Source organism: Kutzneria sp. CA-103260, assembly GCF_018263855.1.
Lineage (GTDB): Bacteria > Actinomycetota > Actinomycetes > Mycobacteriales > Pseudonocardiaceae > Kutzneria.
This window is the reverse complement of sequence record NZ_CP073318.1, coordinates 7,345,124-7,371,444: the sequence shown is the minus strand read 5'-3', so window position 1 is coordinate 7,371,444 and position 26,321 is coordinate 7,345,124. Positions and strand designations below refer to the sequence as shown.

The 26,321-nt window shown below is 68.6% G+C and carries 15 protein-coding genes; 7 read left to right on the top strand and 8 right to left on the bottom strand.

The window, feature by feature from the left end:
• Nucleotides 1-743: 743 nt before the first annotated feature.
• On the top strand, nt 744-3,335 hold the full coding sequence (gene lanKC, locus JJ691_RS32365) for a class III lanthionine synthetase LanKC (RefSeq protein WP_211763377.1): 2,592 nt from the start codon (nt 744-746) through the stop codon (nt 3,333-3,335).
• 353 nt (nt 3,336-3,688) lie between these two features.
• A complete protein-coding gene (locus JJ691_RS32360) occupies nt 3,689-4,399 on the top strand; it encodes a hypothetical protein (RefSeq protein ID WP_211763376.1) in 711 nt (236 codons plus the stop codon).
• On the opposite strand, the gene JJ691_RS32355 is transcribed toward JJ691_RS32360, so the two are convergent.
• Nucleotides 4,332-4,790 (bottom strand): sigma-70 family RNA polymerase sigma factor, encoded by a 459-nt coding sequence (locus tag JJ691_RS32355; protein WP_211763375.1) that lies wholly within the window; start codon nt 4,788-4,790, stop codon nt 4,332-4,334. The two genes, JJ691_RS32360 and JJ691_RS32355, sit on opposite strands and share 68 nt — an antisense overlap.
• 616 nt (nt 4,791-5,406) lie before the next feature.
• On the opposite strand from JJ691_RS32355, the gene JJ691_RS32350 reads away from it, so the two are divergent.
• The gene (locus tag JJ691_RS32350; RefSeq protein ID WP_211763374.1) at nt 5,407-5,778 is read left to right on the top strand and encodes an SSI family serine proteinase inhibitor; all 372 of its coding nucleotides are present in this window, start codon (nt 5,407-5,409) and stop codon (nt 5,776-5,778) included.
• Nucleotides 5,779-5,901: 123 nt separating this feature from the next.
• Here the strand turns inward: JJ691_RS32350 and JJ691_RS32345 are convergent, their stop codons facing one another.
• The 5 genes from JJ691_RS32345 to JJ691_RS32325 form a co-directional block, all read right to left on the bottom strand.
• Nucleotides 5,902-9,990: a S8 family peptidase gene (locus tag JJ691_RS32345; RefSeq protein ID WP_211763373.1), complete on the bottom strand. Its 4,089-nt coding sequence runs from the start codon at nt 9,988-9,990 to the stop codon at nt 5,902-5,904.
• Between the two features lie 352 nt (nt 9,991-10,342).
• Nucleotides 10,343-12,661: an ATP-binding protein gene (locus JJ691_RS32340; protein ID WP_211763372.1), complete on the bottom strand. Its 2,319-nt coding sequence runs from the start codon at nt 12,659-12,661 to the stop codon at nt 10,343-10,345.
• A 72-nt stretch (nt 12,662-12,733) separates the two neighbouring features.
• On the bottom strand, nt 12,734-13,906 hold the full coding sequence (locus JJ691_RS32335; protein ID WP_211763371.1) for an rRNA adenine N-6-methyltransferase family protein: 1,173 nt from the start codon (nt 13,904-13,906) through the stop codon (nt 12,734-12,736).
• A 1,104-nt stretch (nt 13,907-15,010) separates the two neighbouring features.
• Entirely contained in the window at nt 15,011-15,727 is a 717-nt protein-coding gene (locus tag JJ691_RS32330; RefSeq protein WP_211763370.1) for an ANTAR domain-containing protein, read from the bottom strand.
• Between the two features lie 583 nt (nt 15,728-16,310).
• The gene (locus JJ691_RS32325) at nt 16,311-18,593 is read right to left on the bottom strand and encodes an ATP-binding protein (RefSeq protein WP_211763369.1); all 2,283 of its coding nucleotides are present in this window, start codon (nt 18,591-18,593) and stop codon (nt 16,311-16,313) included.
• A gap of 508 nt (nt 18,594-19,101) precedes the next feature.
• Between JJ691_RS32325 and JJ691_RS32320 the strand changes: the two genes are divergently transcribed.
• Nucleotides 19,102-19,539, top strand: coding sequence for a DUF7144 family membrane protein (locus JJ691_RS32320; protein ID WP_211763368.1), 438 nt, complete (start codon nt 19,102-19,104; stop codon nt 19,537-19,539).
• Nucleotides 19,540-19,648: 109 nt separating this feature from the next.
• Here JJ691_RS32320 and JJ691_RS32315 read toward each other — a convergent pair whose 3' ends face one another.
• Both JJ691_RS32315 and JJ691_RS32310 read right to left on the bottom strand, forming a co-directional pair.
• Nucleotides 19,649-20,179 (bottom strand): aegerolysin family protein, encoded by a 531-nt coding sequence (locus JJ691_RS32315; protein WP_211763367.1) that lies wholly within the window; start codon nt 20,177-20,179, stop codon nt 19,649-19,651.
• Between the two features lie 1,097 nt (nt 20,180-21,276).
• On the bottom strand, nt 21,277-21,657 hold the full coding sequence (locus tag JJ691_RS32310) for a winged helix-turn-helix transcriptional regulator (RefSeq protein ID WP_211763366.1): 381 nt from the start codon (nt 21,655-21,657) through the stop codon (nt 21,277-21,279).
• A gap of 616 nt (nt 21,658-22,273) precedes the next feature.
• Between JJ691_RS32310 and JJ691_RS32305 the strand changes: the two genes are divergently transcribed.
• The 3 genes from JJ691_RS32305 (at nt 22,274) to JJ691_RS32295 (ending at nt 26,321) form a co-directional block, all read left to right on the top strand.
• Nucleotides 22,274-22,531: a thiomuracin/GE37468 family thiazolyl RiPP peptide gene (locus JJ691_RS32305; protein WP_211763365.1), complete on the top strand. Its 258-nt coding sequence runs from the start codon at nt 22,274-22,276 to the stop codon at nt 22,529-22,531.
• A gap of 121 nt (nt 22,532-22,652) precedes the next feature.
• Complete coding sequence (locus JJ691_RS32300) at nt 22,653-25,340, top strand: lantibiotic dehydratase (RefSeq protein ID WP_211763364.1); 2,688 nt, start codon at nt 22,653-22,655, stop codon at nt 25,338-25,340.
• Nucleotides 25,341-26,321: a lantibiotic dehydratase C-terminal domain-containing protein gene (locus JJ691_RS32295; RefSeq protein WP_211763363.1), complete on the top strand. Its 981-nt coding sequence runs from the start codon at nt 25,341-25,343 to the stop codon at nt 26,319-26,321.

Below are 26,321 nucleotides of genomic sequence, written 5' to 3'. Positions count from 1 at the left end.
TTCGAGTGTCTTTTTGCTCATGTGTTCACTTCGCCTGTCGTGTTTTCGCATGCACGGGGTTCGCCGCCGCTCGCTGTTCGGCGGGGAGCGGGCTCACCCCCGTTGTGATCGATAGAAAGACAAGACGGTGCGGCGCCGGTTGGCCTGTGGTCCTCGGCGTGGTGAATTCCGGCTGGAGGGTGATCCGGTGCCGGTGAACGCCAGGCCGTGCGGGTAGGGGGGCCAGATGGCGTCATTTGATTGCTCCGTCTGGTCGATCAAATCGAGCCCCGTTCATGTTGACGGTACTCAGGGTGTGCGGCAACGGCCGCGAGGGTGATTGGTCAACTGCTGTTCGGGTCAATGGGCGCGCAAAATCGGTCGGCTAATACGAAGATCCTTCATGTTATTCGTGAATAGTATTCATGTTGTTGCCGAATTGTGGCGGCCTGTGACGCATGTGCCGTGGTCTGGGCGTTTCCATTGATTCGTCGTCGGGTGGCGGTCGCGTCGGGGTTTACGGCGAGCGGGTGTCCCCCGTGTGGCCGCGAGCGCCGGTTCACCCGCATGGCAGGCGTGTGAAACGAATTTCATCTGCGAGAGTTGCACCCGTTGTGCTTCGTGGGGGAACGAAGGGCGCGGTTGGTCGCGGGGCATGTCCTCGCCTGCCGAGGTCGGTTGCGGCACGCGTTCTTGTGGAACTGCTCACGCGGTGGCGCCCGGGTCCTTGTCAGGGCATTCGCCGTTGAAGAGAAGGTTTTTGGATGGATATGCGCTACGAGGCTTTCTGCCTTGAGGATCCGCAGTTCTACGAAACCCCGGCGAACTGGGGGGGTGACCACGACTCGTTCGATGTGCCGGCGCGCTCGTGTCCGCCTGGATGGGAGCGTTCTCAATTCGGTGTCTGGTCCGTCCTGCGCCCCGCCGAGCACAGCGGGCCTGAGCAGGGCTGGAAGGTGCACGTCTCGGCCGTGCCGAAGAACGCGGCACGAGTGCTCGCGACGGTGGCGGACTACTGCCTGCCGCGTGGCGTGCCGTTCAAGTTCATCACCAGCGAGAAGGCTCTGGTGGCGCGGAACTCGAAGTACGCGCCGCGCGAGTCGAGCGGGAAGTTCGTCACCATCTACCCGGTCGACGAGCAGGAGCTGGCCCGGATCCTCGTCGATCTCTCGCTGGCGCTCGTCGGCGAACGCGGACCGTACATCCTGTCCGACCTGCGTTACGACGAGGGACCGTTGTACGTGCGCTACGGAGCCTTCGTCGAGATGTGGACGTCCGACGAGTGGGGTCGGCCGGTGCCGGCCCTGCGCCGGCCCGACGGCCGGCTGGTCCCCGACCGGCGAGAGCCGGTGTTCCGCCCCCCGGACTGGGTGTCGCTGCCCGCGATCCTGTTACCCCAGCTCGAAGTGCGCAAGGGAGCGGCGACGGTCGACTACCCCTACCGCGTGGACCGGGCGCTGCACTTCTCCAACGGCGGCGGGGTCTACCTGGCCCGGCCGACCGACGGCGGCGATCTGGTCGTGTTGAAGGAGGCGCGGCCACTGGCCGCCCTGGAGTGGGACGGCACGGACGCGGTGCACCGGCTCTACCACGAGGGTCGGATGCTCGATCGCCTCGCCGGCCTCGCCGGTGTGCCGGAACTGCGTGACTACCTGGCGATGTGGGAGCACGACTTCCTCGTGATGCAGCACATCCCCGGGCGGAGTTTGGCCCAGTGGCAGGCCGACGAGTACCCGTGCCACCAACGTGAGGCTTCGTCGCGCGAGCTGCACTCGTACACCCGTCGGGCGCTGCGCGTGCTGGCCGACGTCGAGAAGCTGCTGGCCGAAATCCACGACCGGGGCGTTGTCTTCGCCGATCTGCACCCGGGCAACATTCTGGTCGACGTCGACGACTCCGTCTCGCTGGTGGACTTCGAGCTCGCCTTCGACGTCGGCGCCCGGCGGCGCCGGCCGGCGTTCGGGGCGCCCGGGTTCGGCGCACCGGCCGACCGCATCGGGTTCGCGGTCGACGACTACGCGCTCGCGGCGTTGCGACTGTGGATGTTCCTGCCGATGACCACCTTGACCGCACTGGCTCCCACGAAGCTGCGAGCGCACGGTGACTTCGTCCGGCGACGGTTTCCGCTGCCCGCGGGCTACGTCGAGGACCTGCTCGCCGAACTCGACCCGCGCCAGGCCGCCCTGCTGCCCGCGGGACCGGTCGCGGACGCGTGCGGACCGGGCGAATCCGACTGCATGGTGGCCGATGTCGTGCACGGCGGCGGCGCGCTGCCCGAATTCTACTGGGTGGCACTGCGCGACTCCGTTGTCGAGGCGATCAGGGCGAGTGCGACGCCGGAGCGACAGGACCGGCTGTTCCCCGGCGACATCGAGCAGTTCTCGCTCGGCGGCACGTGCTTCGCGTATGGCGCGGCCGGCGTGCTGCACACGGTCGCGGTCAGCGGCGGCGGCCGTCATCCCCAGTACGAGCAGTGGTTGCTGGACGCGGTGCGCCGTGAACCGGTGCGGCGTCCGGGCTTCTACGACGGGGCGCACGGCATCGCCTACGTGCTGGACTTCCTCGGCCACCGGAAGGAGGCGGCGGCACTGGTGGAGGCGGCGGCGCCGCTGGTCCGCGCCAGCCGGGACCACCGGCTCGGCGGCGGCCTCGCCGGCATCGGCCTCAACCTTCTGCACCTGGGCCGGACCTGGCGGGACGCGGCGCTCACCGCGGACGCGATGGCCATCGGCGAGCGGCTGGCGGAGCGACTCGCCGAGACGAAGCCCCGCTCGAACGCCGCCGTCGGGCTGCTGCGCGGCTGGACCGGACCGGCGTTGTTCTTCCTACGCCTGTACGAGCACACGCTCGCTCGGCCCTGGCTGCGACTCGCGGAACAGGCGCTGTGCCGTGATCTCGGCAACTGCGGATACGGATCCGACGGATCGTCACCCGTGTCGGCGCGCCGGCGCACGTCGTCGAGCCTCGCCGCCGGCTCGGCCGGGTTCGCGCTCGTCGGCGACATGATCGTCGGATACCTGCCCGAGGCGGCATGCGCGCCGGACCTGCCGGTGCTGGAACGGTCGTGCCACGCCGAGTTCGTGTCCGAGGCCGGACTGTTCGCGGGACGTGCCGGCATGCTCGGCGCGTTGGCGGTTCTGCTGCGTCGTGGCGCGGACGCCGACACCGAGCGGGCCCTGCACCGTCATCGGTCTTTGCTGGTCTCCCTGCATGCCACCGACTATTTGGGCGCGCTGGCCTTTCCCGGCAGCCACTCGCTGCGCCTGTCGATGGATTTCGCGACGGGCAGCGCGGGAGTGCTGCGCGCGATGACCCTGGCCGGCGGTGGCGAAGGCACGCTGCTGCCATTCCTCTAGGCGCCCCAGTCGCTCGTCGTAGGGGCCCAACGGCTCGGCGCGGATCGCGCCGGCCCACTGACCTCCAGCGCGTGACGCTGGCGGATTTCCCATTCAAAGAAGGAGAAAACCACATGGAGAACGTGCTCGCGCTTCAGGGGATCGAGTCGGCCCCGGGTTGCTGCGGCGACCCCTGCGACCACGGGTGCGGCCATGGGTGCGACCACATCTGGGTCTCGGTGATCCTGGGCGGCGGGGTGTGCCTCTAGCAGACCACCTCACCCGAAAGCTGACGCAGTAGAGGTGGGAGCGGCGCGTACCGACCGCGCCGCTCCCACCCTGGTGATCACATGAACATTCCTTGGAGGACGACGATGTTCTGCCGACCGCTGCGCGGTCTGCTCGGTTCCTTGGCGCTGTCGGCCTGTGGCGCGCCGTTGATCGTCCGTGTCGGCGACGCGCTCCCGGCCATCGCCGCGGCGGTGTCGCCCGCGATGCTCGTCGGCGGCCTCGACGCCGCGCTCGTCGGCCGTGGCGCCGCGTTCGCGATCGTCTCGATGCTGGCCGCGGCCGTGGTGTCGCTCGCCGCCGACGCTGTTCGAGACTTCACCCGGCCACACCGCGACGGTGGCGGCCTGCCGGGGCGGGGCGGTCGCCCGTTTCGCGAGATGCTCGAACTGGGGGTCGCCGAGCAACGGCGGCTCATGCCGCCCGATCCAGGGACCTCGGCGACGATGGGGCAGACGGGCACCGCGCTGCTGCTGATCGAACTCCTGCTGGCCGTCGCCGCGTCGATGGGCGCCATGGTCAGGTTGGCGTCCCGCGGTTGGCATCTCGCCCTCATCCTGACCGTGAGCGCGCCGCTGTCGGCGTTGACCGCCACGACGTGCGTGTCCAGCCTGAGCGACCATGGAAATTCGGTGGTTGTGGCCGGAGAGCTGGCGTCGTGGTTGCTCGACGGCCTGCGCGAGCTGAGGGTTCGCCGCTCCGTCGAACCAGGCGTGGCGCCGGTGGCGCTCACCCATAACGCTCGACCATCTTCTTGCGGATTCGGTAGAGCGCGGAGTGCGTGCCCTGCGGCGTAGTGCCGAGTTCTTCGGCGATCTCCTTCCGGGTGAATCCGCTCGTCAACATCAGAACCAGTTTTCGGTCCTTCGGTGAAAATGCCTCCAGGCGGGCGGCGAGCCACTGGGCTTCCGCGTTGTCGCACACGACATCCACGAGATCGTCTGCGCTTTGCGGAATGAGTCGGGGGTGGCTGGCCATCTTCTTGACGATTGCATTGTGGCGGGCCTCGTCGACACATAGGCGGGTTACCAGTCTGGTGAGGAACTGGGGAACGCGGTCCATGTCCAGTCGATCGAACTCGGCGCCTCGGATGATCGCCTCCTGTACGATGTCTTCGGGCTCGGTGGGTGCGGTGCATCGTCGAGCCGCCACTCGGACCAGTTGTTGCCGTATCCGGATGCATTCCATCCAGTAAGCGGAGGATGGAACCTTCTGAGCGGGCGTGGTTGCATCCGCCGGCGGCCTGGGTGCTCCTGGCGCGTCCTCTCCGAGCGGTCGGCTGAGCGTTGGAGTCGTCACACAAATTAGGCTGCCCTGTTCGCGCTCCACTAACCAGGGGGCCGCCACGCGATTCGGCGTCGCGTTCGCGCGCTGAATCGATTCTACATGGGTAAATATCGGATAGTTGTGGTGGGATCGGGCATTTGTCACTGAAATGGTGTAGTGGTCGGTGTCGGCGCGTCACCGCGCTCACTTCGATTATTCATCCGTTCGGCGGCTGGTGGCCCGGGTGGTTTGCGGTGGTAGTTGTCGCGCTGTGATAGATGGCTGATGCATTCCTTGACATTTGACGCGGAAGCGCCATGCTGACCAGGTTTGGGTCGCTCGGTGGCCAGATTAGTGGACGATCGCGATCCCTGGCCGACCGTTCAGGTGAAGATGTGTGAGAGGTGCCACCCTCGGCCGAAGAGATGGTGCTCCGGTGCTCCTGGCGTGGATGCCGTAGTGACGGTGAACAGGTTTGGGGAGTTGTGGCATGGTGTGTCGAATATTGTTTGCGTCAATCGTGCTCGTGAGTGGAGTCATGGCGGAGCGGCCGGCAGTCGCGGTTCCGCACGCCGTCGGACCGGCCTATACCGAGTATGTGCAGCTGACAGCGGTCACGGGCGTCGGTGACAAGGAGCGGAGACAGACGCGCCTGCTCCGGTGCGATCCCGTCGGAGGGGATCATCCGCACGCCCAGGCGGCATGCCGCGACATCACCGCCGCGGCGGGTGACTTCGACCGACTTCCCGGCGATCCTGTGCGGGGGGTGTGCGGGGCCGGCTCCGCACTGTACGACCCGGTGACCGTCAGTGCCACCGGGACGTGGGACGGGGCGACCGTGGACTACCGGAAGACGTTCGTGAACCAGTGCAGGCTACGGCTGGCCACCGGTCTTGTCTTCGATCTGTAAACCCCTCGCGGATCGGGGACGGCAACCCCGGGCTGGTCACGGGGTGCGGACGGGTGGTGCCCGGCAGGGGTGGCACCACCCGTCACGCTCGTCGCTAGGCCCGCCATTCTCCTTCGAGACGTGTCATTCGACCGGCTTGTCGGTGAGCGCGTAGGCGCGCAGCACGGTCTGGTTCATCCGGTTGCCCGCCAGATCCGACGCCTCCAGCCGGAGCGACACGAACCCGGTCGTCCCGAGGGCGCCCAGGGCCGGATTGGTGACGTGAACGTGGTAGTGGCCCGCGCCGCCGCTCACCGCCGCCTGCTGCCAGCTGCCGCCGTCATTGGTCGAGTACCACAGTTGCAACTGGGTGACCTGGGCCGGTGGCCGAGCCTCCGAGTGGTAGCCGACGGTGACATCGAAGGTGTGCGGCCGGCCGGCCGGAGCCTGGTTGAGCAGGTCCAGGCCGAGGTCGTAGTTGACCTGGAGCAGCGGTTGGTAGGCACATGCCGACCAGTCCTGCAGGCAGCGGTAGCCCGGTGCCAGCGGGCCGGCCGGCTGTCGCGGCCGGAAGGTCCACGACGTGGTGGTCTGGGTGGCCGTGCGCTGGATCGCCGTGCTCGGCCACCCGAACGCCGGTGTCGACGGCGGGCTGTCCACGGTCTGGAGACGGTAGGTCGCGTTCCTGCTCGGCAGCGCGAACTCGGGCACGGCGATGGGCAGGCCGCCGATGGCCGGGATCTCCTTGTCGTCCTGGAACAGATGCACCGAAGGCAGGTACTGCCCGCTCTGCCAGGGGTCGACCGTGTGGCCCGGTGTCGAGTCCATCCATTGCAACGCCGGCACGAAACGCCCCGTGTCGCTGAGGCAGAGGGCGCACAGCACCGGCGCCGCGCCGTTGGCCGGCGACGCGCTCTGTTGCGCACCGCCGCCATGAATCGGCGCCTCGAACCAGTCCTCCACCGGCCGGAGGCCGGCGCCGCGGAACACGTCGTTCGAGTACAGGCTGAACATCGTCGACCGGTCCGGGTTCCCCGCGGCGTCGGGGGCGAACTCCGACACGGCCCGCTTCCAGTACACGTGGTCGTCCGCCGGCCCGATGTACTCGGTCAGCGAGGAGGGGCCACGCAGCAGCGTTCCGGTCAGTGCCATGCCGAACGGGTTGTCGGTGGGGAAGGCGAACCACTGCTTCTTGAACAGCAGGTCGGGCCGGTCGCCGTGGTACCGGGTCGGCACTTGGACCATGCTCGCGTGGTCGACCTTGCGAACCTGGTCCGCGGAGATGCCGTTGCGGTCGCGGAAGAACAGGTTGTCCATGTAGTCGGGCCGCGCCTTGGTGCGCAGTGACAGCGTGCTGCTTCCGCTCTTGGCGAGTTCGGCCAGCTGCCGTCCTTCCTTTCCGCTGAGCGACAGCACGGGGAGCGCGGCGCCGCTCAGACCGGTGATCGGCAACGCGTCCGCGGCGTCGACGTACGGCACGAGGGCGAGAGCACCCCGCTGGCTTGCCGCGCTCGCCGCCTGCTGCACCGCCTGCCACAGGTAGGTGCTCGGGTTCGCCGTGCCCGGTGGCACGGTGAGGCCCACCACGGCGAGCTTGTTCTTGACGGCGGCCGCGTCGAAGTCCGCCGCGTTCGGGGATCCGACCAACGCCGGCGAAGCGACCGCCTCCGTGGGGAGTTTGCCGGTGACACCGGCCGGGTCGTAGAGCGGATGCAGCGCCACCCGGCTCGGTGTGCGCACCTCCATGTCCACCACCGACTGGCTCAGTGTCAACCGATCCGCCGCAGAGATCGATCCGCGCCGCGTCGGGGCGGTTGGCGTCACATAGGTCTGCCATCCCATCGCGGGAGCGAGGAAGGCACTGGACGCGGGCAGCAGGTCGTTGGGCAGATCACGCTGCACCGAGACGAACTGCTCCTGCAGATCCGTCGGCTGCCCCGTCGAGGCGCCGACCGGCACGGCCTTGCGCGCGTCGAGCGAGATGGTCGTCGGTCCGTCCACAGTGGTCTCCGCGGCCACCAGGAGGTTCGCCCGCCGGATGGTCGTGTCCTGCTCCATCGTGACCGTCGATGTCGAGTACCTGCCCGCGGGCACCTGGATGGTGCCGGTGCCGTTCGTCAACGGCATCGCGAGCACCGGCGGGATGAACGGATCGTTGGCGTTGGGATGTGCCCAGTCGTAGTCGTCGCGCGTGATGGTCAGCTGTGCGCCGGACGGTGTCGTCGCAGCGCCGCGTGAGTCGGTCACGGTGGCTGTCAGCGGGAACGTGCGGGACTCGGAGTAGAAGCTGACGCCGCTGCGGATCGGCACGCCGTCGCGAGTGGTCGCGGTGATCGCGCCGCCGTAGGGACCGGTGGGGCCGGCCGCGGTGTCCACGGCCAGGTTGACAGTGGCCTGGCCGTTGGCCGGTATGGCGACGGATGTCTTGTCCAGTCGGGCGGAGCCGGCGGACGCGTGGTCGCCGTCCCATTCGTTCATGGACACGGCCACGGACAGCTCGACGGGCTTGTCGGTGAGATTGGTGTACGTCACCGCGCGCGTCGTCTTGCCGTCCTTGTTGGACAGTCGTCCCAGCGAGACCGCGGGCGGGCCGAGCGCCGCGCTGCCCATCGCGTTGGGCACGTCGACGCAGCCGGTGCCCTGCTGATACCACGGCGCGCCGGTGTCCTTCGCGCTGGAGGTGAGCAGCGCCTTCAGCTCGGCGGCGTGCCAGCTCGGATGGGACTGCGCGAACAACGCCGCCGTGCCGGCCACGTGCGGGGTGGCCATGGAGGTGCCGGACATCTTGGTGTACTTGTCATCGACAGGACTGCCCAGCGAGGTGTTGTGCGCGCGGGCGGCGATGATGCCGACGCCCGGCGCGGTCACCTCCGGCTTGACCGCCGCGTCCTGCAGGCGAGGTCCGGCGCTGGAGAAGCTCGCCATGTGGTAGGACGAGTCGACGGCGCCGACCGCCAGCGCCGAGGCCGCCGCCGCCGGCGTTTCCACCTGCATGGCCGCGCCGTCGTTGCCGGCGGCGACCACGAACAACACTCCGGTCTGTGCGGTGAGGTTGTCCAGCAACGTGCTGAGCGGGTCGGTGCCGTCCGTCACGCCGGCGCCGAGGCTCATGTTGACGATCCGCGCGCCGGCCTGGACCGCCCACTGCATGCCGGCCATCACACTGGATTCCGTGCCGTAGCCGTCATTGTCGAGCACCTTGCCGTTGAGCAGCTGCACACCGTCGGCCACACCACGGTACTGGCCGCCGGAGGCCGCCCCCGAGCCGGCGAGGATGGCGGCGACATGCGTGCCGTGGCCGAAACCGTCGCCGGTGTCGGGATCCGAGGTGAAGTTGGCGGCGTCGACGACCCGGCCGGCCAGGTCGGGATGGCTGGTGTCGATGCCGGTGTCCAGCACGGCGACCTTCACGCCGGCGCCGTCCAGTCCGGCCGCCCACGCCGCGGGCGCGCCGATCTGCTGGGTGCCTTGCTGCTGGGTGGCTTTCTGCTGGGTGGCTTGTTGCTGGGCGCCTGGCTGCTGTTGTTGGTCCGAGCTGGCTCGGACCCGGCGGTCCAGCGACACCTTGCTGATGTGGTCGGTGCTGATGTGGCTGGTCGGCGTGTGCGGGCTGAACCGCGAGTCCCCCTGCGCGCCGACGAGTGCCTGCCAGAAGCCGGTGAGACCGCCCCGGTCGACCCGGACCGCGGCCGCTTCCGCGCTGGGCAGCGGCAGCTCCTTGTCCGCCGAGGGCAGGGAATGCGCCCGGCGGGAAAGGGTGTCGCCGGACGGATGGTCCCCGTACCCGAGGATCAACGGCAGTGTCCTGACCGAGGAGTCGTCGAGTCCCTCGGCGACGAGTTCCTTGACATCGAACAGCTCGCGGTCGAGCAGCCCCGAGGCCACGTACGGGGACGCGTCGGACGGGATCACGTAGTAGCCGTTGGGTCCGGAGCCGATGGAGAACACCGGAGACGGTCCGGACCTGGGCGCCGGCTCGACCGTGGCCGAGGGCGCGGTGTCGGCGGGCGCGGTGTAGGTCACCACGTCGCCGGTCACCAGGGTGATCCGGTGGGACGGCGCCGGCCGGGCGCCGGGCACTTCGGCGCCGCTTGACGCGACGGGGGCGGCGGACGTGGTCGCCGGAACGACCGTGGTCAGCAGGGAGGCGGTCAGCACGCCGAGGGTGATCACCAGCGTGGCCCGCCAGCCGGACTGTGGCCGACTGTGGCCGCGGTGTTGTTCAGCCGTCATGATCCCTCGTCTCTACAGGATGAAACGGTGGTCTCATCGGTTGGTTGGATAGTGGTAAGCGAGATCGTGACGGGGACATGACCATCCTCGGAATGACGTTTGATGGCGGGATCGCGTCAGAGGCCATTACCCGCCAACGCTTCGCCGCCATGCCACCGACCTCGGCCAGACTGCTGTTGTCGAGTGTCAGTCGTCATGACCTCGTTCGCTGACTGCTGAATATCGAGTGAACCCGCATGCACGAGCGAGTGTGAGTGTGTCGTGCGTCGCCGGGGCGGGCTACGGGAGAACTACCTACTCGCTCGCCGGGCGTTGCCGCGCACGTGCGGCGGGGAAACGAGGGATTGTCGGATCATTCGGTTCCGGCGATCCACGCCGTGATCTCGGCCCTGGTGGTGAAGCCGAACTTGGTGAGGATGCTCTCGACGTGTGCCTCGGCCGTGCGTCGCGCGATGAGCAGGGTGGCCGCGATGTCCTTGTTCCGCATGCCCCGCGCGACCAGTTCGGCGACCTGTCGTTCCCGCTGGGTGAGCGAGCGTGCTCCGTGCGGGCGCGTCCACTCGGCGGGCGGCCGGTCGGCCGCCGGCATGCCCAGGCCGTAGCCGATCGCCTGATCGATGCCGAGTTGGGCGCCCTGGTGGTAGACGGTGGCGAACTGGTGGTCCCCCAGGCTCTGACGTGATCCGTTCTCACATCGGTGGTCGAACGCCGCGTAGTGCTGCGACTGCACCACCGCCAGTTCGGCCGGCAGCCAACGTGAGGAGCTGGCGCCGAGCAGCCGGGCCGCCTTCGTGTGCTGGTTCTGCCCGATCGCCGTCCATGCCAACAGCTTCAGCGTCAGCGCGACGGCCAGTCGATCGTTGCCCGGACGGAGCAGTCGCAGTGCGCTCTGGGCCAGGGCGGTGGCCCGCCGCAACTCGTCGCGCCGCCAGGCGGCGAACGCCGCGACCCACAGCGCGTGCGGCATGGCGCGGGCGGCCTGCCTCGTGATGCACAGCACGAGACCTTCCTCGGCCCGACCGACCGCGGTGGAGTCGCCCAGCAGCGCCGCGTCGACGGCCAGCTGCGAGAGGGCGGCGTGCGCCCCGGCGAGGTCGTCGGTGTCGCGGAATCCCGCGAGGGCCTTCTCGGCGAGGATCACGGCGCCGGCGAGGTCGCCCCGGTGGGTGGTCAGCATCGACAGACCCAGCTGCGTGTACGCCTGCGAACGCCGATCGTTCAGTCGCCGCGCCAGTTCCTCCGCCTCCGTGAGCGACGACCGGGCCTGGGGCGCGTCGCCCATCAGCGTCGTGAGTATGGCCCGTGCGGACAGGGCGTTGGCGCGCTCGGCGGTGGGGGAGGGGTCGGCCGCGATCGCCCGGTCGAGCCAGTACCGGCCCTCGTGCAGTTCGCCGGTGACAAGCCAGAAGTGCAGCAATGTCGAAGTGATCCGCAGCGCGGGCGCGGACTTGCCGCGTTCGGTCAGGCAGGAGGCGATCGCGGTCCGCAGATTGTCGCGTTCCTTGCGGAGTCGGTCGCTCCACAGCGCCTGGCGCGAACTGAACCAGTCCGTGCCGGCGACGGTCACCAGGCTCAGGTAGTGGTCGCGGTGACGGACCCTCGGATCCGGCCGCCGCGTGGGCCTGGACCGGTGCTCCAGGCCGTACTGGCGCATCGGGGCGAGCAGCTGGTAGCGGATCCCCTCGTCCGTGGTGCCGTCCTGACGGCGGTGCACGATTCCCTTGTCCAGCAGGCTCGTCACGATGCCGGCCACCTCGTCGACGCGGACGTCCTCGCCTCCGCAGACCGCCTCGGCGGCGGCGAGGTCGCAGCTGCCGGTGAAGACCGACAACCGCTTCCACACCTGGCGTTCCGCCGGCGAACACAGATCGAAGACCCAGTCGATCACCGGCTGCGGCCGCAACCGGTGCGGCGCAGCCAGTTCGACCGCCTTGGTGCGCTCGCGGAAGTGCGCGTCGAGCAGGTCGACCAACCGGCGCAACGGCATCGCGCGCAACTGCGCGGCCGCGAGCTCGACGGCCAGCGGAATTCCGTCCACCCGCCGGCAGATCCAGGCGACGTCGGCCCAGTTGCTCTCGTCGACGACGAATCCGGGCTGGGCCGCGGTCGCCCGTGCCGCGAAGAGGCGAACCGCTCCGTAGTGATTCAGCCCGGTGGCGGGCGGCAGCCGGTCCAGGTGCGGCACCGTCAAGGGCGGCACCGGGAAGACGCGCTCGCCGCCCAGCCGCAACGCGTTCCGGCTCGTGACGAGGACGTGCAGCCGCGGCGCGGCCGCGAGCAATGCTCGGATCAGCGTCGTGCACGCGGCCGGCAGCCCGTCACAGTGATCCAGCACCAGCAGAATCCTCTTGTCCGCGAGGAACGCGGACAACGTGTGCACGACGGGTGACCCGCCCCGGTGGTCCACGTCGAGATCGGCCGCGACGGTCTCGGCGAGCAGCTCGGCGTTGTCACATCCGGCCAGCTCGACCAGCCAGACGCCGTCGGGAAACGCCGGTCGCACATCCATCGCCAGGCGCAGCGCCAGCCGGGACTTGCCGATGCCCGAAACGCCCGTCATCGTGACCAGACGACTGGTCGACAGCAACTTGCGGGCGGCGGCGAGCTCTCGACGACGGCTCACGAAGTTCGTCGCGCTGCCGGGCAGCCGGCCCTGCCACTGCGGTGGCATCGGTTCCCTTCTCCAGGACGATGGTGGTGGTCGGCGGGCGAAGTCCGTGCCGCGTCACGCGTGCGGTCCCACTCAGGGCAACACCCACTGGTGATCGCTGCCGGGAGAATCCAGCCACAGCCACTGGAACTCGGTGGTGACCGTGAGCCCGAAGCGCTCGCGCGACGGCCGACCGAGGGCGCACCACTCGCGGTATATGCGTTCGACGTTGTCCCACAGGAGGCGGGGACCGTGCTGTTCGACGGTGTGGCTCCTGGTGTTGTGGCACGCCCATGAGCCGTCGGGGTGGAACAGCCAGGTCTGCGGCTCACGGGACAGCGGCCGAAGGTCCAACCGAGCCACCCCGGGCATCAGCAGTCCGGCGAGCATGACGAGGGACGCCGTCTGGTTGGGCAGCGCCAGCGCCAGTTCCGGCTCGGTCGGGCGGACCGTGCCGTGTTCGTGGATGGCGCGCCGGAAGCGCTGGCCCGGGTCGACCGGCCGGTACGACCGGGTCGGGGCGAAGCCACCCTGATACGGCAGGAAGAAGCCCCGCGCCGAGCGCTCGTCGTCGACGGTGAGGCGGACGAGCGCGTTGACGCCGAGTTCCCGGTAGATCTGCGCGAGAATCACGCCGGTGGGGCGGACCTGTCCGAGCCAGTCGGCCGGTATCGCGGGCACGCCGCAGGTGGCGATCAGACAGTCGTAGGGGTCGTTGCCCGGGTCGCTGCTGACCTGGTCGGAGATGCCGAGGGCCGGGTAGTAGCCACAGCTGTCCAGCTGGGCACGTGCCCGGTCGACCAGCGCCGGGTCGATGTCGATCGACGTCACCAGCGGAGAGCCGAGCCGGTGGCAGAGCACGGCCGTCGTGTAGCCGCTGCCGGTCCCGATCTCCAGCACGCGGTGCCCGCAGCGCAGCTCGAGCTGCTCGATCATCATCGCGGCCAGACTCGGCGATGTGCTTGTGCTGGTGGGTAAGCCCTTGATCGACCGACAGCCACGCGGAAGCTCCCACGCGCAGACGCGACCGTCGAGCTGGATGGGCCAGGCGCGGTCGCTGTACACCATGTCCAGCCATGCGGGATGCCGGAAGTCGACCGTGTCGTAGGACGTTCCGTCCAGCGCCGGCCGGAAGAAGTGGCGGAGAAAGGCTTCGCGCGGCACCTGGTCGAACGCCGCGTGCAGCTGCGGGTCCCGCAGCAGTCCTCGCTGGGTGAGGTCGTACGCGAACCGCTTGCGTGGTTCGGTCACGTTGGGGACGGTCATGTCACTGATGATCCTCGGCTGGATGAAATGCTTTGAGTAGTCGATTACCGGCGTCTCACGGTTGCCGCAGCGGATTCGCACTCCTGGCTCCACCATGATGTTTCATCGACCTGCGGTGCGACGTGGTGGTCGTCACCAGCTGAGGCCAGAATGGACCTGGCCGGAGAGGAAATGCAACTCCACGCCGTCGCCGTGCGGTCAGCATCACCCGCTCAGCCGCTTATCGCTTTCCGCTGAGCGGCCCAGCGATGGCGACACTCGTTCGGTGTAGCGGATGTGATTTACCTACGGGAAGCCGGCGGTTCGTTGCCGTGGGCGACGTTCACGCACTTCCAGCTGGACCGGGCGATCGGCGTGTGGCAAGGGGATTTCGTGGGGTGGGCCTGGACGGAGCTGGTCGAAACCATAACTCGCGCGGCCGTCTCGAGCATAGCGCCGATCGCGGCCATGAGAGCTTCGGTCATGATGAGAACCAGTAGCTTGTGACGCTTCGGCATGACATCTCCGTGTTGTCCGCTATGGTCCGGGCACACTGATATCCGCACTGATATCGGTTCGCGTTTCCCTGTCCTTGTACGCCATCGTCGGCCATGTGTGCATATGTCCATGCACTATTCACGCGCGATGTGCGATCCTGGGTCCTGGGGTCGCGACGTGGACGCGCAATCTGGTGAGGCCACCTCCTTTTCGGTACCGGTGCGACGCTAGCGGACCGGCAGCAGAAAAGAACCGAATCGGCAAGGCGTGTAGTGGTCCTTGCCGCATACTGGCCAAGGTGGATCACCGTTTCTGATAAGTCCTCATGTTCTCGACCGCCGTTGGCCGGTTCGAGCGGTGACACCCTCGAAGTCGTCGCAGCGCAAGCGATCGATGCTCGTTTGGCGGTCGTCGTCGCACGTGGGTCTTGTCCGGATGTTCCATGATCGGATGTCGGGACGGATGTGATGTTGGGACGGATGTGTTGTCGCGCAAGGCGAACTGGGTGCGGGCATGGTCTGCCCACGGGTAGATGTAGTCCACTTTGGATAGATCGTGCTCACTGAACGCGCGCTGCTCAGCCTGTCGCTGCTCGGTCAGCCTCGCCGGCGGCCACCGGCGCCACCGTCACGGGGTGAACCGCATGCGCTGCGTGAGCACGTCTTCCGCGATCTCCGACAGCGGCCGGTCGGCGGCGAAGGCGCGGGCACGCAGCCTGAGGAACGCCTCGGTCAGGCCGGATTCCAGCTGTATCGACACCACGCCGATGGCTCGGTGTATCTCTCCCCAGCGCGCGCCGACGCTGCACGCGAACTCCTCGACGTCGTCGGAGTCGGGCTCGACCAGGTCGGCCAACAACGACACCGCCACCTCGGCGAACAACAGCGCGTCGGTGATCTCGTCGCCGGACAGGTCGCCCTCGACCACGCGGTGGACCTCCAGGACGCCGACAGGGATCGCGTGCTGGACCAACGGGAACGCGAACATCGCGGACGCCCCGGCCTTGACCGCGGCCGGGGCGAACAGCGGCCAGCGGCGCTGGCTGGGAATTCCCGTCAGCTCGGGCGCCAGGACCGGACTGAGCCCGTCGAGGGCCTGGACTCCCGGTCCTTCGCCGACCGTGACCTGCATGTCCATGATCCGCTCACTGACCACGTCGGTGGCGTAGATCGGCTCGCCCGCCCACAGATCCCCGATCAGGTACAGCCCGACCCCGCCGGCGCGCACCATCGACGCGCACGCCTGGCAGACGTGTCGGACCGCGACCGGCCTGCCCTCGGCCCGGGCGAGCGCCCGGACGGCCGCCATCACCCGAGCGAGGCGGTCGTCGTCCCTCGCTGTCATCGTGTTCGGGTCCTTCATCGGACAGCCCATGCCTTCCGTCATTCCATGCCCGGCAGCCGTCGGGCCGCGCGGGTGTGGACACCTAGTGGAAGTGATGCCGCGGTGAACGCCCGGTGTGCGCCTGATCGCGTCACTGGGCGTGTCTGGTGAGCGTCGCGCGGAGTGGAGCGTGCCCGACATGACCGGGGCGACAACACGGGAGAACTACCTGTTGTCGCCGAACGGGCGGGTTCTACTACGGTGAGTGGTCGACACTGCCGATGATCCGGTGAGCGGTGGCCGACGTCGGACACGGGCGTCGCGCACTGCGCCAATCGGTCGGAGAAGGTCCAGGCCCGGCCGGAGCCGTCACGGGGGATGCCGGCGTGGACGCCACGATCGCTGCCGTGCGTCACCATGCCGCTGGTGCACGGAAAAAGGGGATCTGCCGGCCGAGTCGCCGGGGCCCATCGCTGAGCGTGTGCTGGCGGCCAGGGCCTGCACCTCGAAGGCCGATCGCGCCCACCCGCGCGGCCGCGGGATCAAGGTGACCATTCCGATGGCCGCGGTCAACGAGTGGCTCTGGCCGACTTCGACGCGGGCTCTAGTCCGGGAGGACGGGCGCCTGGTGTTCGAGGTACCAGGAAATGATCTGAATGCGCGAGGCGAACCCGAGTTTGGCCAGGATGTGCTCGACGTGGTCCTCGGCCGTGCGCTGGCTGATGATGAGCGCGCCCGCGATGTCCTCGTTGCTCGCCCCCCGGGCGATGAGCTTGGCCACCTGCCGCTCGCGCAGGGTCAGCGGTGTCGCGCCGGCGGCGGACGGCGCCGCGGTCGCGACTGGCTGCGTCTCAAGGGCACAGGCCACCATCTCGTCGAACGTGAGCCTGCCGCCCTCGCGGAAGGCGGCCTCATATTTCTTCCCGCCGAGCGCGCGACGGGCGTCCCGCTCACAGTCCAGGTGGTAGTCGAAGAAGGGCTTCAACGACGCCGCCGAGGTGCCCATCGACTGCCAGAGTGCCTCGGCGGCGCCGAGCAGCGTCGCAGCCCTGCTCTCCCGATGCTCCGCGGACGCGATGCAGGCCAGTGCTTCCAGGCAGAACGCCGTGCCCTGGACGTCGTTCAGCCCGCGCTTGAGCCGCAGGCTCTGGTGTTGCAGTTCGGTCGCCCGCCGCAGGTCGCCCTGCTGCCATGCGGACAGTCCGAACGCCCACCGCGCGTGTGACCGGTGGCGGCGTTCCCCGTTGGGCTCGGTGATCGCCATGACCTCCTGGTGGCAGGTCCGCGCGCGCCGCGCGTCGCCGGCGACGGCCACGGCCACCAGGAGCGACTGAAGGATGTCGACTCGCAGGTTCAGGTCCGGGGACCCGGCCGCCAGCGCCTTTTCGTAGGCCATGATCGCGGCCGGCACGTCGCCGCCCCACAGCGCGAGATGGCCGGTGGCGTAGCCGAGCCGGCCCAGGCTGTCGGCGTCGCCCAGCTGTTGTGCGAGCGCCTTGCCCTCGACCAGCAGCGACCGGCCGATGTCGAAGTCACCCTGAACGACGGCCAACTGGCTGTCCAGCAGCAGTGCCCGGGCGCGATACACACTCGGTTCCCTCGCCTGGGCCAGTGCCCGGTCGAGCCAGCGCCGGCCCTCGCTGAACCTGCCGGGGGACCACCAGTAGAAGCGCCAGGGACTCACCGCCATCCGCAACGCGGATTCCGCCTCACCCGGTTCGGTGAGGCAGAACCGCAGCGCGGACCGGATATTGGCGTGCACCAGGTCCAACTGGGCGAGCCAGTACTCCTGCAGCGGGCTGAGCCACTCCCGTTCGGCCTGCAGCAGCAGTTGCTCGTAGTAGTCGCGATGCCGCCGGCGCAGCCGAATCTCCTCGCCGCGGTCGCGCAGCTTCGTCAGCCCGAATTCCATGAGCGTGTCGAGCAGCCGGTAGCGCAGGTCCGACCCGTGTTTGTCGGTCACCAGGACCGACTTGTCGACCAGTCCGGTGACCAGGTCGAGCATGTCCTCCGTGCGCAGGCCCTCGCCGGCGCAGACCGCTTCCACCGCCTCCAGCTTGAAACTGCCCGCGAAGATCGACAGCCGGGCCCACAGCAGCTGCTCGTCCGACGAGCAGAGCTCGAAGCTCCATTCGATGCAGCTGCGCAACGTCTGGTGCCGTGACGCCCGGTCCCAGGTGGCGCCGGCCAGCAACGAGTAGCGGTCGGCCAGTCGGTCCAGGATCTGCTGCGGCGAGAGCACCCGCAGCCGCACCGCGGCCAGTTCTATCGCCAGCGGAATCCCGTCGAGCTGGCGGCAGATACCTGCCACCGAGAGGTAGTTGTCCTCGGTGAGACGGAACTCCGGGACCGTCGCGGCGGCGCGATCGATGAACAACGCCACGGCCTCGTATCGGCGCTCTCCCCGCTTCTCCTGCGGTTGTGTCAGGTCCGGCACGGACAGCGGCGGCACCGGCCAGACGGCCTCGCCGGAGATGCCCAGCGGTTCACGGCTGGTGGCCAGGACGCGTAGTTTCGGGCAGTCGCCGAGCAACGCGTACACCAGTTGCCCGCACGCGGCCAGCAGGTGATCGCAGTTGTCCAATAACAGCAGAAGGCGCCGATCGGCCAGACAGTCGGCCAAGGTGACCCGGAGCGGGCGCGGCGATTGGTCCCGCAAGCCGATGGCACTCGCCACCGTCTGCGGCAACAGCGCGGCGTCGCGCAGCTCGGCCAACTCGACCAGCCACACTCCGTCCGGGAAGGCACGCCGCACACCGGCGGCCGCCCGTAGGGCCAGCCGGGATTTGCCCACTCCGCCGACCCCGGTGAGCGTGACCAGTCGCGACGCCGACAACAACTGCTTGACCTGGGCAAGTTCGCGTCGGCGACCGACGAAGCCGGCCAAATCCGCGGGGATGTTCGTCGGGGACGCGCCTTCTTGGCATCGGGCCATAATGATACATACTGCCATAATTGGGCCGGTTCGGGCGAGGTATCGCGCACCACGCGAAACCCTGCTCTGGCAAGGACTTCCGATCGGTCCAACACGTTCGGCGGGGTGATGACGACGGCCTCGCTCGTTCGCCTGGTTGTGCGCGCGGTGTGCTCGTCGTTAGCGGGCTGGCGGCGTGCGGCGGGCTTCGGCGATCGCTGTGGTGATGGCGAACAACCCTCAGATTCGGATTTTGGGCACAAACCGTCGAACGTCTTGACGTTCAACGGTTCGCGAGCATCCCCGGCGCCTGGGGAATCCGTGTCGCTGGCGCGCATGCGCCAGATGGCAACGGTTTACGTGTCCTACGTTCGTTTCGGCGGCAGGCGCGGCCCGCGCCCGGACGACCGCGGGGCCGTGTCCGCACGACTGGCGCGTTCCGTGAAAACGGGCGCCTGGCGGGAAGGAAGGAGGGGTGGAGATGACCACCGAGGAGATCGGACCGGGTTGGGTCGTGTTCGCGAGTGTGCTGCTCATCGTGACCGGCGCGGTCAATGTCGTCGAAGGACTCGTGGCGCTGGGCCGGCGCGGCCGAGTGGTCGTCGTGGAGGACCGGCTCTACCTGGTCGACACCGTCATCACCTGGGGACTGGTGCTGCTGGTCTTCGGTGCGGTCCTGGTCGCCGTCGGAGTCGGCCTGCTCACGCTGTCGGAGTGGGCACGCCTGCTCGCGATCGTGATCGTGGGCCTGCACGCGATCTCGCAGGTCTTCTGGATCGGCGCGTATCCGGTCTGGGCGGTGCTGATGATCGCACTCGACACGGTGCTGTTGTTCGGGTTGACCGCGCGCTGGTCGCGGCCGAGCCGCGCGAAACGCTGGCGCGCCGCCGCCGAACCGACGCGTCCGGTCGACCCGTGACCGGATCCGGTTGACCGCGGCGGTGGCCTGGGGGTTCGATCCCGGCGAATCCCCGAGGCCACCGCGGAAGCAGTGCGGGGTCGACCTCTGCGCTACCGGGTCCGACCGACTAACTGGTGCGGGTGCTGGCGTAGTCGAGGGTGAAGATCACGCGATCGGTGTTGCTCCCCGACGCGAGCCACGACACCTGGAACTGGGGATCGGTGCCGGTCGCGTCGTAGTCGTTCTTGCCGAAGTACGGGTTCTTCCAGTGAACCTTGATCGGCTTGGCGTTGAGGGTCGGATCCGTGCAGCCCGCGGCGATGTAGCTGGCGGTCCCCTCGGTTCCCCGGAGGAACTGGTTCGACTCCGACCCCCATTCGCCGCGACTCCGCGGGTTGATGACCAGCGGCGGCTCAGTGGTCCACGTGCCGCTGTCCAGTCGCGCCTCGGTGCGCACCAGCGTGCAGTCCACGTTGCTGGTCAGGGCCACGGTGGTGGAGCGGGCCGCCGCCGGCCCGGCGGGCGGTTCCGGCGCCTGCGGCGCGGCCGATGCCTGGCCGGGCACCAGAGCCAGGCTTCCCATGGTGAGTGCCGCGACGAGCACGGACCACGTGGCGGTGGGAAGCTTGCGGCGGTGTGCCGGATGCGTTGAGTTCATGGTGGGGCTCCTCTGTGGGCGGCTTCGACGGCCGCCCTGCCATCGGCAGTTGTCGCTTGGTGTGAAACGGTGTGAAATGCGTTGTCGAGTCGCGTCGTGCGATCCAATCACCCGCACTGCCGGCCTCGTGCGCGGCGAATCGAACCGAATCGGGGAGTTGTGTGGTCGGCCACGCCGGATTCGAATGCCATTCATGGTGATTGTGATCTCACACTGTCGTCTCGCGTCGGTGATCGCAAGGGGCCGCGGGGTGATTTTCTGTCCACTCTCGGCCGATGACGCGGTCGGTTTTGTTTAGTTGTCGCGAACGATGGGTTTTTGGCCGCCGTTCGAGTCTGGCCCCTTTTGTTGGCGAGGATCGATCGCTAACCTGACTGGGAGAATGTGAGGCATTGGGTTGCGAACGCCTGTCGCCGCGGGCTGGTGCTCGTCGCAAACACGCCGGAGAATGCGTGGCGGCCTGGCGGTCATGGGGCCGAGGAGCTGGATTTGCTCGAGTCGGCGATGTCCGCCGGACGGCCGTCGTCGCGGACCGTGGCGCTCCCGTCGTGTGGGTGAACCGCGGCCGAACCGCGTGTGCTGATCGAGAAGAGATGGGAGTCGGTTCCGGACAGGGCGACCGCGTGTGCGGCCTTCCGGGGGATCTCCACGATTTCCGAGACGACGCCGTGTGTGAGAATTGCGAGACGGTCGCGGTCCGGACCCACCCGTGGGAGTCGGCGGAGAAGAGCGCCCACCGCCGCGCGGATGTGGTTCATTTCCTTTCGCCCGGCGTCGGGTGCCCCGCTTTTTGTCGTCGCACGGTGCTGAGTGTGATCGTCGCGTGAGACCGGTCGAGTCTGGTCGAACAACCTCGTGACTCCTTGTTGACAAATCACTGTCGGCGTATTTGCGATGATCAGTTTGCTGACAGGTTTTTGCCGACGGAAGGGGCCATCCGGCTGGCCCCCGGCGCACGGTGTCCGGCCAGGTGGCGCCGGGGGTGAGGGGCGGGGCGAGCTCGCGTCGACCTGCTGTTCGTCGGGGTGTGCCGCCGTGCGGTCGCGACGGGCGCGCGGCCAGTGGGCGTCGCCCCGCTGTGCCGGTGGGCATGACCGTCACCCGCGGGGGAGGCGCCAGGACTCCAGTTCGGCGAGGATCGCCATGAGGTTCTGCCCGGACGGGGTCAGGTGGTATCGGACCTGAATCGGCCTTCGTACCCCGTTCACCTCCCTGGCCACGATCTGCGCTTCCCGTAGGCGACGGAGAACCCTGCTCAGCTGCTTGTTGTCCATGTGCAGCGTGCGTGACAACTCGCTGTAGCGCACCGGCCCGTGACCCAGCGCCACCAGAACGGCCAGCGCCGACCTGAGAGCGACGATTCCGATCACCTCGGCGACTTCGGCCCAATTCACCAGGTATGTCGCCGGGACCGCGACCGTGCCCTCGTCCGGCCATTCCGAGTCCCAGTGCGCTTCGGTGGCGTTGGTCGATTTCACGGTGCTTCAGTCCTCTGCTGTCACTGTTGCGCGAGATGTCCAAGGATTGTCTTCGGCGATTTCTAGATCAACAAGAGGCCAGGCGCTTGGCCCTGCGAAGCCGGTCCATGTCGTGTCGACACGGGTTTGCGGCACCCGTGGTCACGCACCGCGGCGGTCGAGTCTGTTGTCGTGGTCGCATGGTTGCCAGCCTGCGCAATCGATGTCAGCGGCGCGTGGGATCGGTTCACGTCCGGTCGGGCCGGCGTCGGGTGGTGGTGGCCCACGCCCAGGGGCCAGCCAGTTGGCCTCTCTCTGGCCGTGCTCTTCCTCGTTACAGTCGAACCCGTTCGCTCAGTGGTCAAACGAAAGGTGTGACACGCCCTTGTCTTGACCGCTTCGCATTCCCCATCGGCATCGTGTCGCCTTGCATTCGCAAGAGATGGGATGGCCGGGTCGACAGCCGATCTGCGGTGTTGTCGGACGAGAGGGTGTACCCGGTAGGGCGCCTTGAGTTTTGATGGACTCATTCTGGGTGGACGTTGATTGTTCGTTCGCGTGTATCCGGCCCCGCGGATATTCGGGATGAACATTTGTGGTTGACCGTTGAATTTTTCACAGAGAGGAGTGGTTCTCAATGGTAACGGAAAAGGTTCAGTACGCCCTCGGTGACCTGTCGATGGACGTGTTCACGCTGACCGACCGTGGCCTGACCGTCGAGTCGCTGACGGCCGGTCACGGTATGGCCGAGAACGAGGCGTCCAGCTCGTCGCACTGTTCGGGTAGCTGCAGCTGCGGTGGCGGTAGCTGCAGCTGCGGCGGTTCCTGCAGCTGCGGGGACGGCGGCTGGGGCGGCGGCTGGGGCGGTGGCTGGGGCGGTCACGGCGGCCACTGAGGCCGGTGACTAGCACCAAGAACCGCTGATTGAACCCGCGGGTGCCGATGGGCGTGGCGCGTCGTCGGCACCCGCGGCCTTCCCGGGAATCGGGGCCACCAAGAGATGGAGGAACACAGCCGTGGTACTGGCGGCGGGACCGCTGAACGGAAAGGTCCAGGCACTAAGCCGATACCGGCTGGAGACTCCGCTTGTCGCCCGGGTCACGGGACTGCCGGCGTCAGTGCTCCAGGAACTGCGTCTCGAAGAGTCGTGGGAGCTGGTTGAGAAGATCATCGACCTCGATCGGGGGCTGGCCGCCGCGGCGGAAGTGCTCGAGCAGGCGCTGTTCGACGTCATCGGGACCCTGTCGGAGTCCCCCGTCAAGCCGCGGGTCGTGGCGTTGCGCCGGGCGATCCACCAGGTGCGGGCGCCGCGCAAGGGGGAATGGAACGAGCAGGTGACGCTGGCGCTGCCGGCTGAGCTCGTCATGGACGTCGAGCGCTGGTTGGCCCTGCTGGGGGATCGGGACCGGTGCCGCGCGAGGCTGCCGCAAGCACTTGCCGACGACGTCGAGCGCAAACAGGAGCCGCTGCGTCGCGCCTGCGCGCACCCGCTGTTCCAGAACGCGTTGCGCCGGGCCAGCCCGGCGTTGTTCGCCGAGATGCACAAGTGGCTCGCCGACGACAGTCGCAGGCTGCGGCGACGCACCCTCGTGGGGATGGCGCGCTATCTGTCCCGAGCGGCGGCCAAGACCAGTCCCTACAGCACGTTCACCACGAGCGTGCTCGGCGACTGGACCGACCGGGGGCCCGCCGTCGGCGTCGCCGGAGAGCTGACGGTGCGAGGGGTGCTCGAATTCGACCGCGCAGTGCTGGGACGACTGGTCCGTGAGTTGGTCGGCCGACCGGCCCTCGGGGGCGGCCTGCCCGTCCGCCTCAACCCGAGCGCGCTGGTCACCGACGACTCCGTGCGCTTCCTCGGGCCCCGCCCGGATGAGTCGATCATGAGGGTGCCGATGTCGCCCGCGCTCGCCGAGTGCCTGCGGATCGTCCGCCAGGAGGGCGACCGCCGGACGGCGTCCGAGCTGGTGGCGCTGCTGACCGCGCATACCGGCGCCGACCCGGCGCAACTGCGCCCGTTCCTTGACCGGCTGGTGGAAATCGGCCTGCTCGAACATCTGCTCCCGGTCCTCGACCAGTCCGAGCGGCCGCTGGCGGAACTGCTCGCCTGGCTGCGGTCGGCGGACGCCGACGACACTGTCGGCCCGGAGGTCGTCGAGCTGATGGATCAGCTGCGAGCCGAGCTGAACCGTCCGTTCGCGTTGGACGTTCAGCCGACCACCCGGGACGTGCCCGCGGAGCAGGTGAGCGCCCTCGCGACTCGCCTCGACCTGCCGGCGCCGGCGATCGAGCGGATGAGCAAAGCCCCCACCCACGAGACGTCGATGTTCCCGCACGCTCGGCTGAAGTGTGCCCTGCCGCAGTGGCGGCCGGCGTTGGACGACCTGGATGTCGTGCGGCGCTGGCTGGCGCTGCACGACTGGCTGCTGCCGACCCGGCTGTCCATCGCCAGCTATGTCGGCCACCGGTTCGGTCCGGGCGCCAGGGTGCCGTTCCTCGTTCTGCACCAGGCGATCCAGCAAGACCTTCGCCGCCCGGAGGGCGAGTGCGAGCCGTGGCTGGCCGAGCTGCGTCCCCTGATCCAGTTCGCCATACCGCTGCCGTCCTGGGTTCTGGCGCGGTCCTCGCTGCCCCGGATGGCGGAACTGCATCGGCTACGGGTCCGGTCCCTGGACTTCATCCTGTCGGCGACGGACGACTCGGGCGTGGCCCGGGTCGCTTCGCAGGGGCTGGCCCGGCTCGTCGACAGCTGGCCCTCGTGGGTGGGCACGCCGGACTCCGTCGCCTGCTACGTGCAGCCGTACCTGACCGGCGATGACCTGAGGCTCGCGCTCAACATGGTGGGCGGCGGCTACGGACGGGGCCGCAGCCGATGGTTGCGGCTGGCCGCCCAGGCGGGCGCGGCGCAGCCCGCCCCAAAACACCAGGCCTCGGCGCCGTCGCGGATGCGGGGCACGGATCCGGTGGTCGTCGAGATATCCGGCGTCTTCGACTACTCGGTGAACCTCCGGGTGCCGATGGCCCCCTACGAGATCGACTACCCGTTCACCACGAGCGACCGGCCCGACGGCGAACGGATCCCGTTGTCCGACCTGACCGTGGTGCACGACGCCGAGACCGACCTGATTCGGCTGCGCTCCACCCGGCTCGGCGTTCACGTGCTGCCGGCCCACCTGGGCATGCTCGGGGACACGTTGCTGCCCCCGGCCGCCCACCTGCTGTTGGCGGCGTTCGGACCGGCGCACCTGTTGCACGCCGCCTACTCACCCGTCTATCCGCTTGACGAGGCGGACGTTCCCCGCCACCTGCCCAGGGTCGAGGTCGGCCGAGTCACCCTCCAACGGGCCCGCTGGTTCGTTCCCGTCGCCGAGGTGCCGGCCCGAGCCGCCGGCGAGGACGACGCGGGTTACCTGCTCCGCATGGTCGCCTGGCTGCGCGCGTCCGGCATCCCCGAACGCTGCTATGTGCGCGTGATGGATCCCGACGGGGACCCGCGCAGCCAGTTCTTCTCCAAGGCCCGCAAGCCGATGTTCGTGGACTTCGCGAACTTCTTCCTCGGCGCGGCCTTCGAGCACATGCTGAAGGACCGCGGCGGGCTGGTGATCTTCGACGAGGCGTTGCCGCCACCCGAAGGTGGGTGCGGGCTCGATCCCGCCGACCCGCGCGTGACGGAATTCATCATTGAGTTGTCCGCGAGTGAGGTGTGAGTGAGCGGGCATGACTGGGTCAGCGCCCACGTGTTCTACCACGGAGATCTGGACGTTCTGGTCGGGGAGTTGATCTCCCCGCTCACCAGGGACCTGGTGCGGCGGAGACTGGCACGACAGTTCTTCTTCCTACGCTACTGGGACGGCGGCCCGCACATCCGCCTGCGGGTGCGCCCCGCGCGGGGCCGGTCCGGCGTGGAGGTGCGGGAGTTCGTCGAGCGACGCTGCGACGAGTACCTGCGACGGCGCCCGGCGCCGGACCGGCTCGACGAGAAGGAGTACGCCCGCTCCGCCGCCCAGATGGCGCAGCTGGAGGCGACGACGCCGTTGCCCCGCATGTACCCGAACAACTCGGTGGTGTTCATCCCGTACATGCGGGAGGGCCACAAGTTCGGCGACGGGAAGTCGATCCTGGCCATCGAAAGGCATTTCGGCGAGTCGAGTCAGATCGCGCTGGAGATGCTGGCCGCGCGGCCGTCACCCGATCAGCGAGCGACGCTCGCGTTCTGTCTGATCCTGCTGACGTGGTTCCTGTGCGTGCCGGGTTCGGCTGAGCTGCGGGCGTATCTGGGTCTGTCCTCCGCGGGGATGGCAATGCTGCCGCCGGGATGGGACAAGAAGACCGTGAGCGAGATGGAGGAGCGCTACCGCCGGCAGCACGAGCGGCTGCACGCGATCGCCGATCGGATGCGGGCCGCCACCGCGGCGCTGCACCTGTTGCCGCACAAGGGCACGAACACCCTCTGGGCACGGTCGGTGACGCGGGCCCGGGACGTGGTCGCGGACGAGATCGCGCTCGGCCGGTTCGTTCCCTGGCGGCCCAACCGCGGTGCGGCCGTCGACACCCAGGCCGCGGTGCTGCGGGTGCTCGACCAGTGCGCACACCTGATGTGCAACCGGATCGGCCTCTCGATCGGCGGCGAAAGCGCGCTGCGGTACCTGGCCGGCCGGACCGTTCACGACCTGACCAAGGAGAACTGA

Bases quoted from the DNA above. Each gene is read 5' to 3' on its own strand.
- JJ691_RS32350 (WP_211763374.1), top strand. From the start codon at position 5,407: ATGGCGGAGCGGCCGGCAGTCGCGGTTCCGCACGCCGTCGGACCGGCC.
- lanKC (WP_211763377.1), top strand. From the start codon at position 744: ATGGATATGCGCTACGAGGCTTTCTGCCTTGAGGATCCGCAGTTCTAC.
- JJ691_RS32305 (WP_211763365.1), top strand. From the start codon at position 22,274: ATGGTAACGGAAAAGGTTCAGTACGCCCTCGGTGACCTGTCGATGGAC.
- JJ691_RS32345 (WP_211763373.1), bottom strand. From the start codon at position 9,990: ATGACGGCTGAACAACACCGCGGCCACAGTCGGCCACAGTCCGGCTGG.
- JJ691_RS32315 (WP_211763367.1), bottom strand. From the start codon at position 20,179: ATGAACTCAACGCATCCGGCACACCGCCGCAAGCTTCCCACCGCCACG.
- JJ691_RS32360 (WP_211763376.1), top strand. From the start codon at position 3,689: ATGTTCTGCCGACCGCTGCGCGGTCTGCTCGGTTCCTTGGCGCTGTCG.
- JJ691_RS32340 (WP_211763372.1), bottom strand. From the start codon at position 12,661: ATGCCACCGCAGTGGCAGGGCCGGCTGCCCGGCAGCGCGACGAACTTC.
- JJ691_RS32355 (WP_211763375.1), bottom strand. From the start codon at position 4,790: ATGGAATGCATCCGGATACGGCAACAACTGGTCCGAGTGGCGGCTCGA.
- JJ691_RS32320 (WP_211763368.1), top strand. From the start codon at position 19,102: ATGACCACCGAGGAGATCGGACCGGGTTGGGTCGTGTTCGCGAGTGTG.
- JJ691_RS32335 (WP_211763371.1), bottom strand. From the start codon at position 13,906: ATGACCGTCCCCAACGTGACCGAACCACGCAAGCGGTTCGCGTACGAC.
- JJ691_RS32330 (WP_211763370.1), bottom strand. From the start codon at position 15,727: ATGACAGCGAGGGACGACGACCGCCTCGCTCGGGTGATGGCGGCCGTC.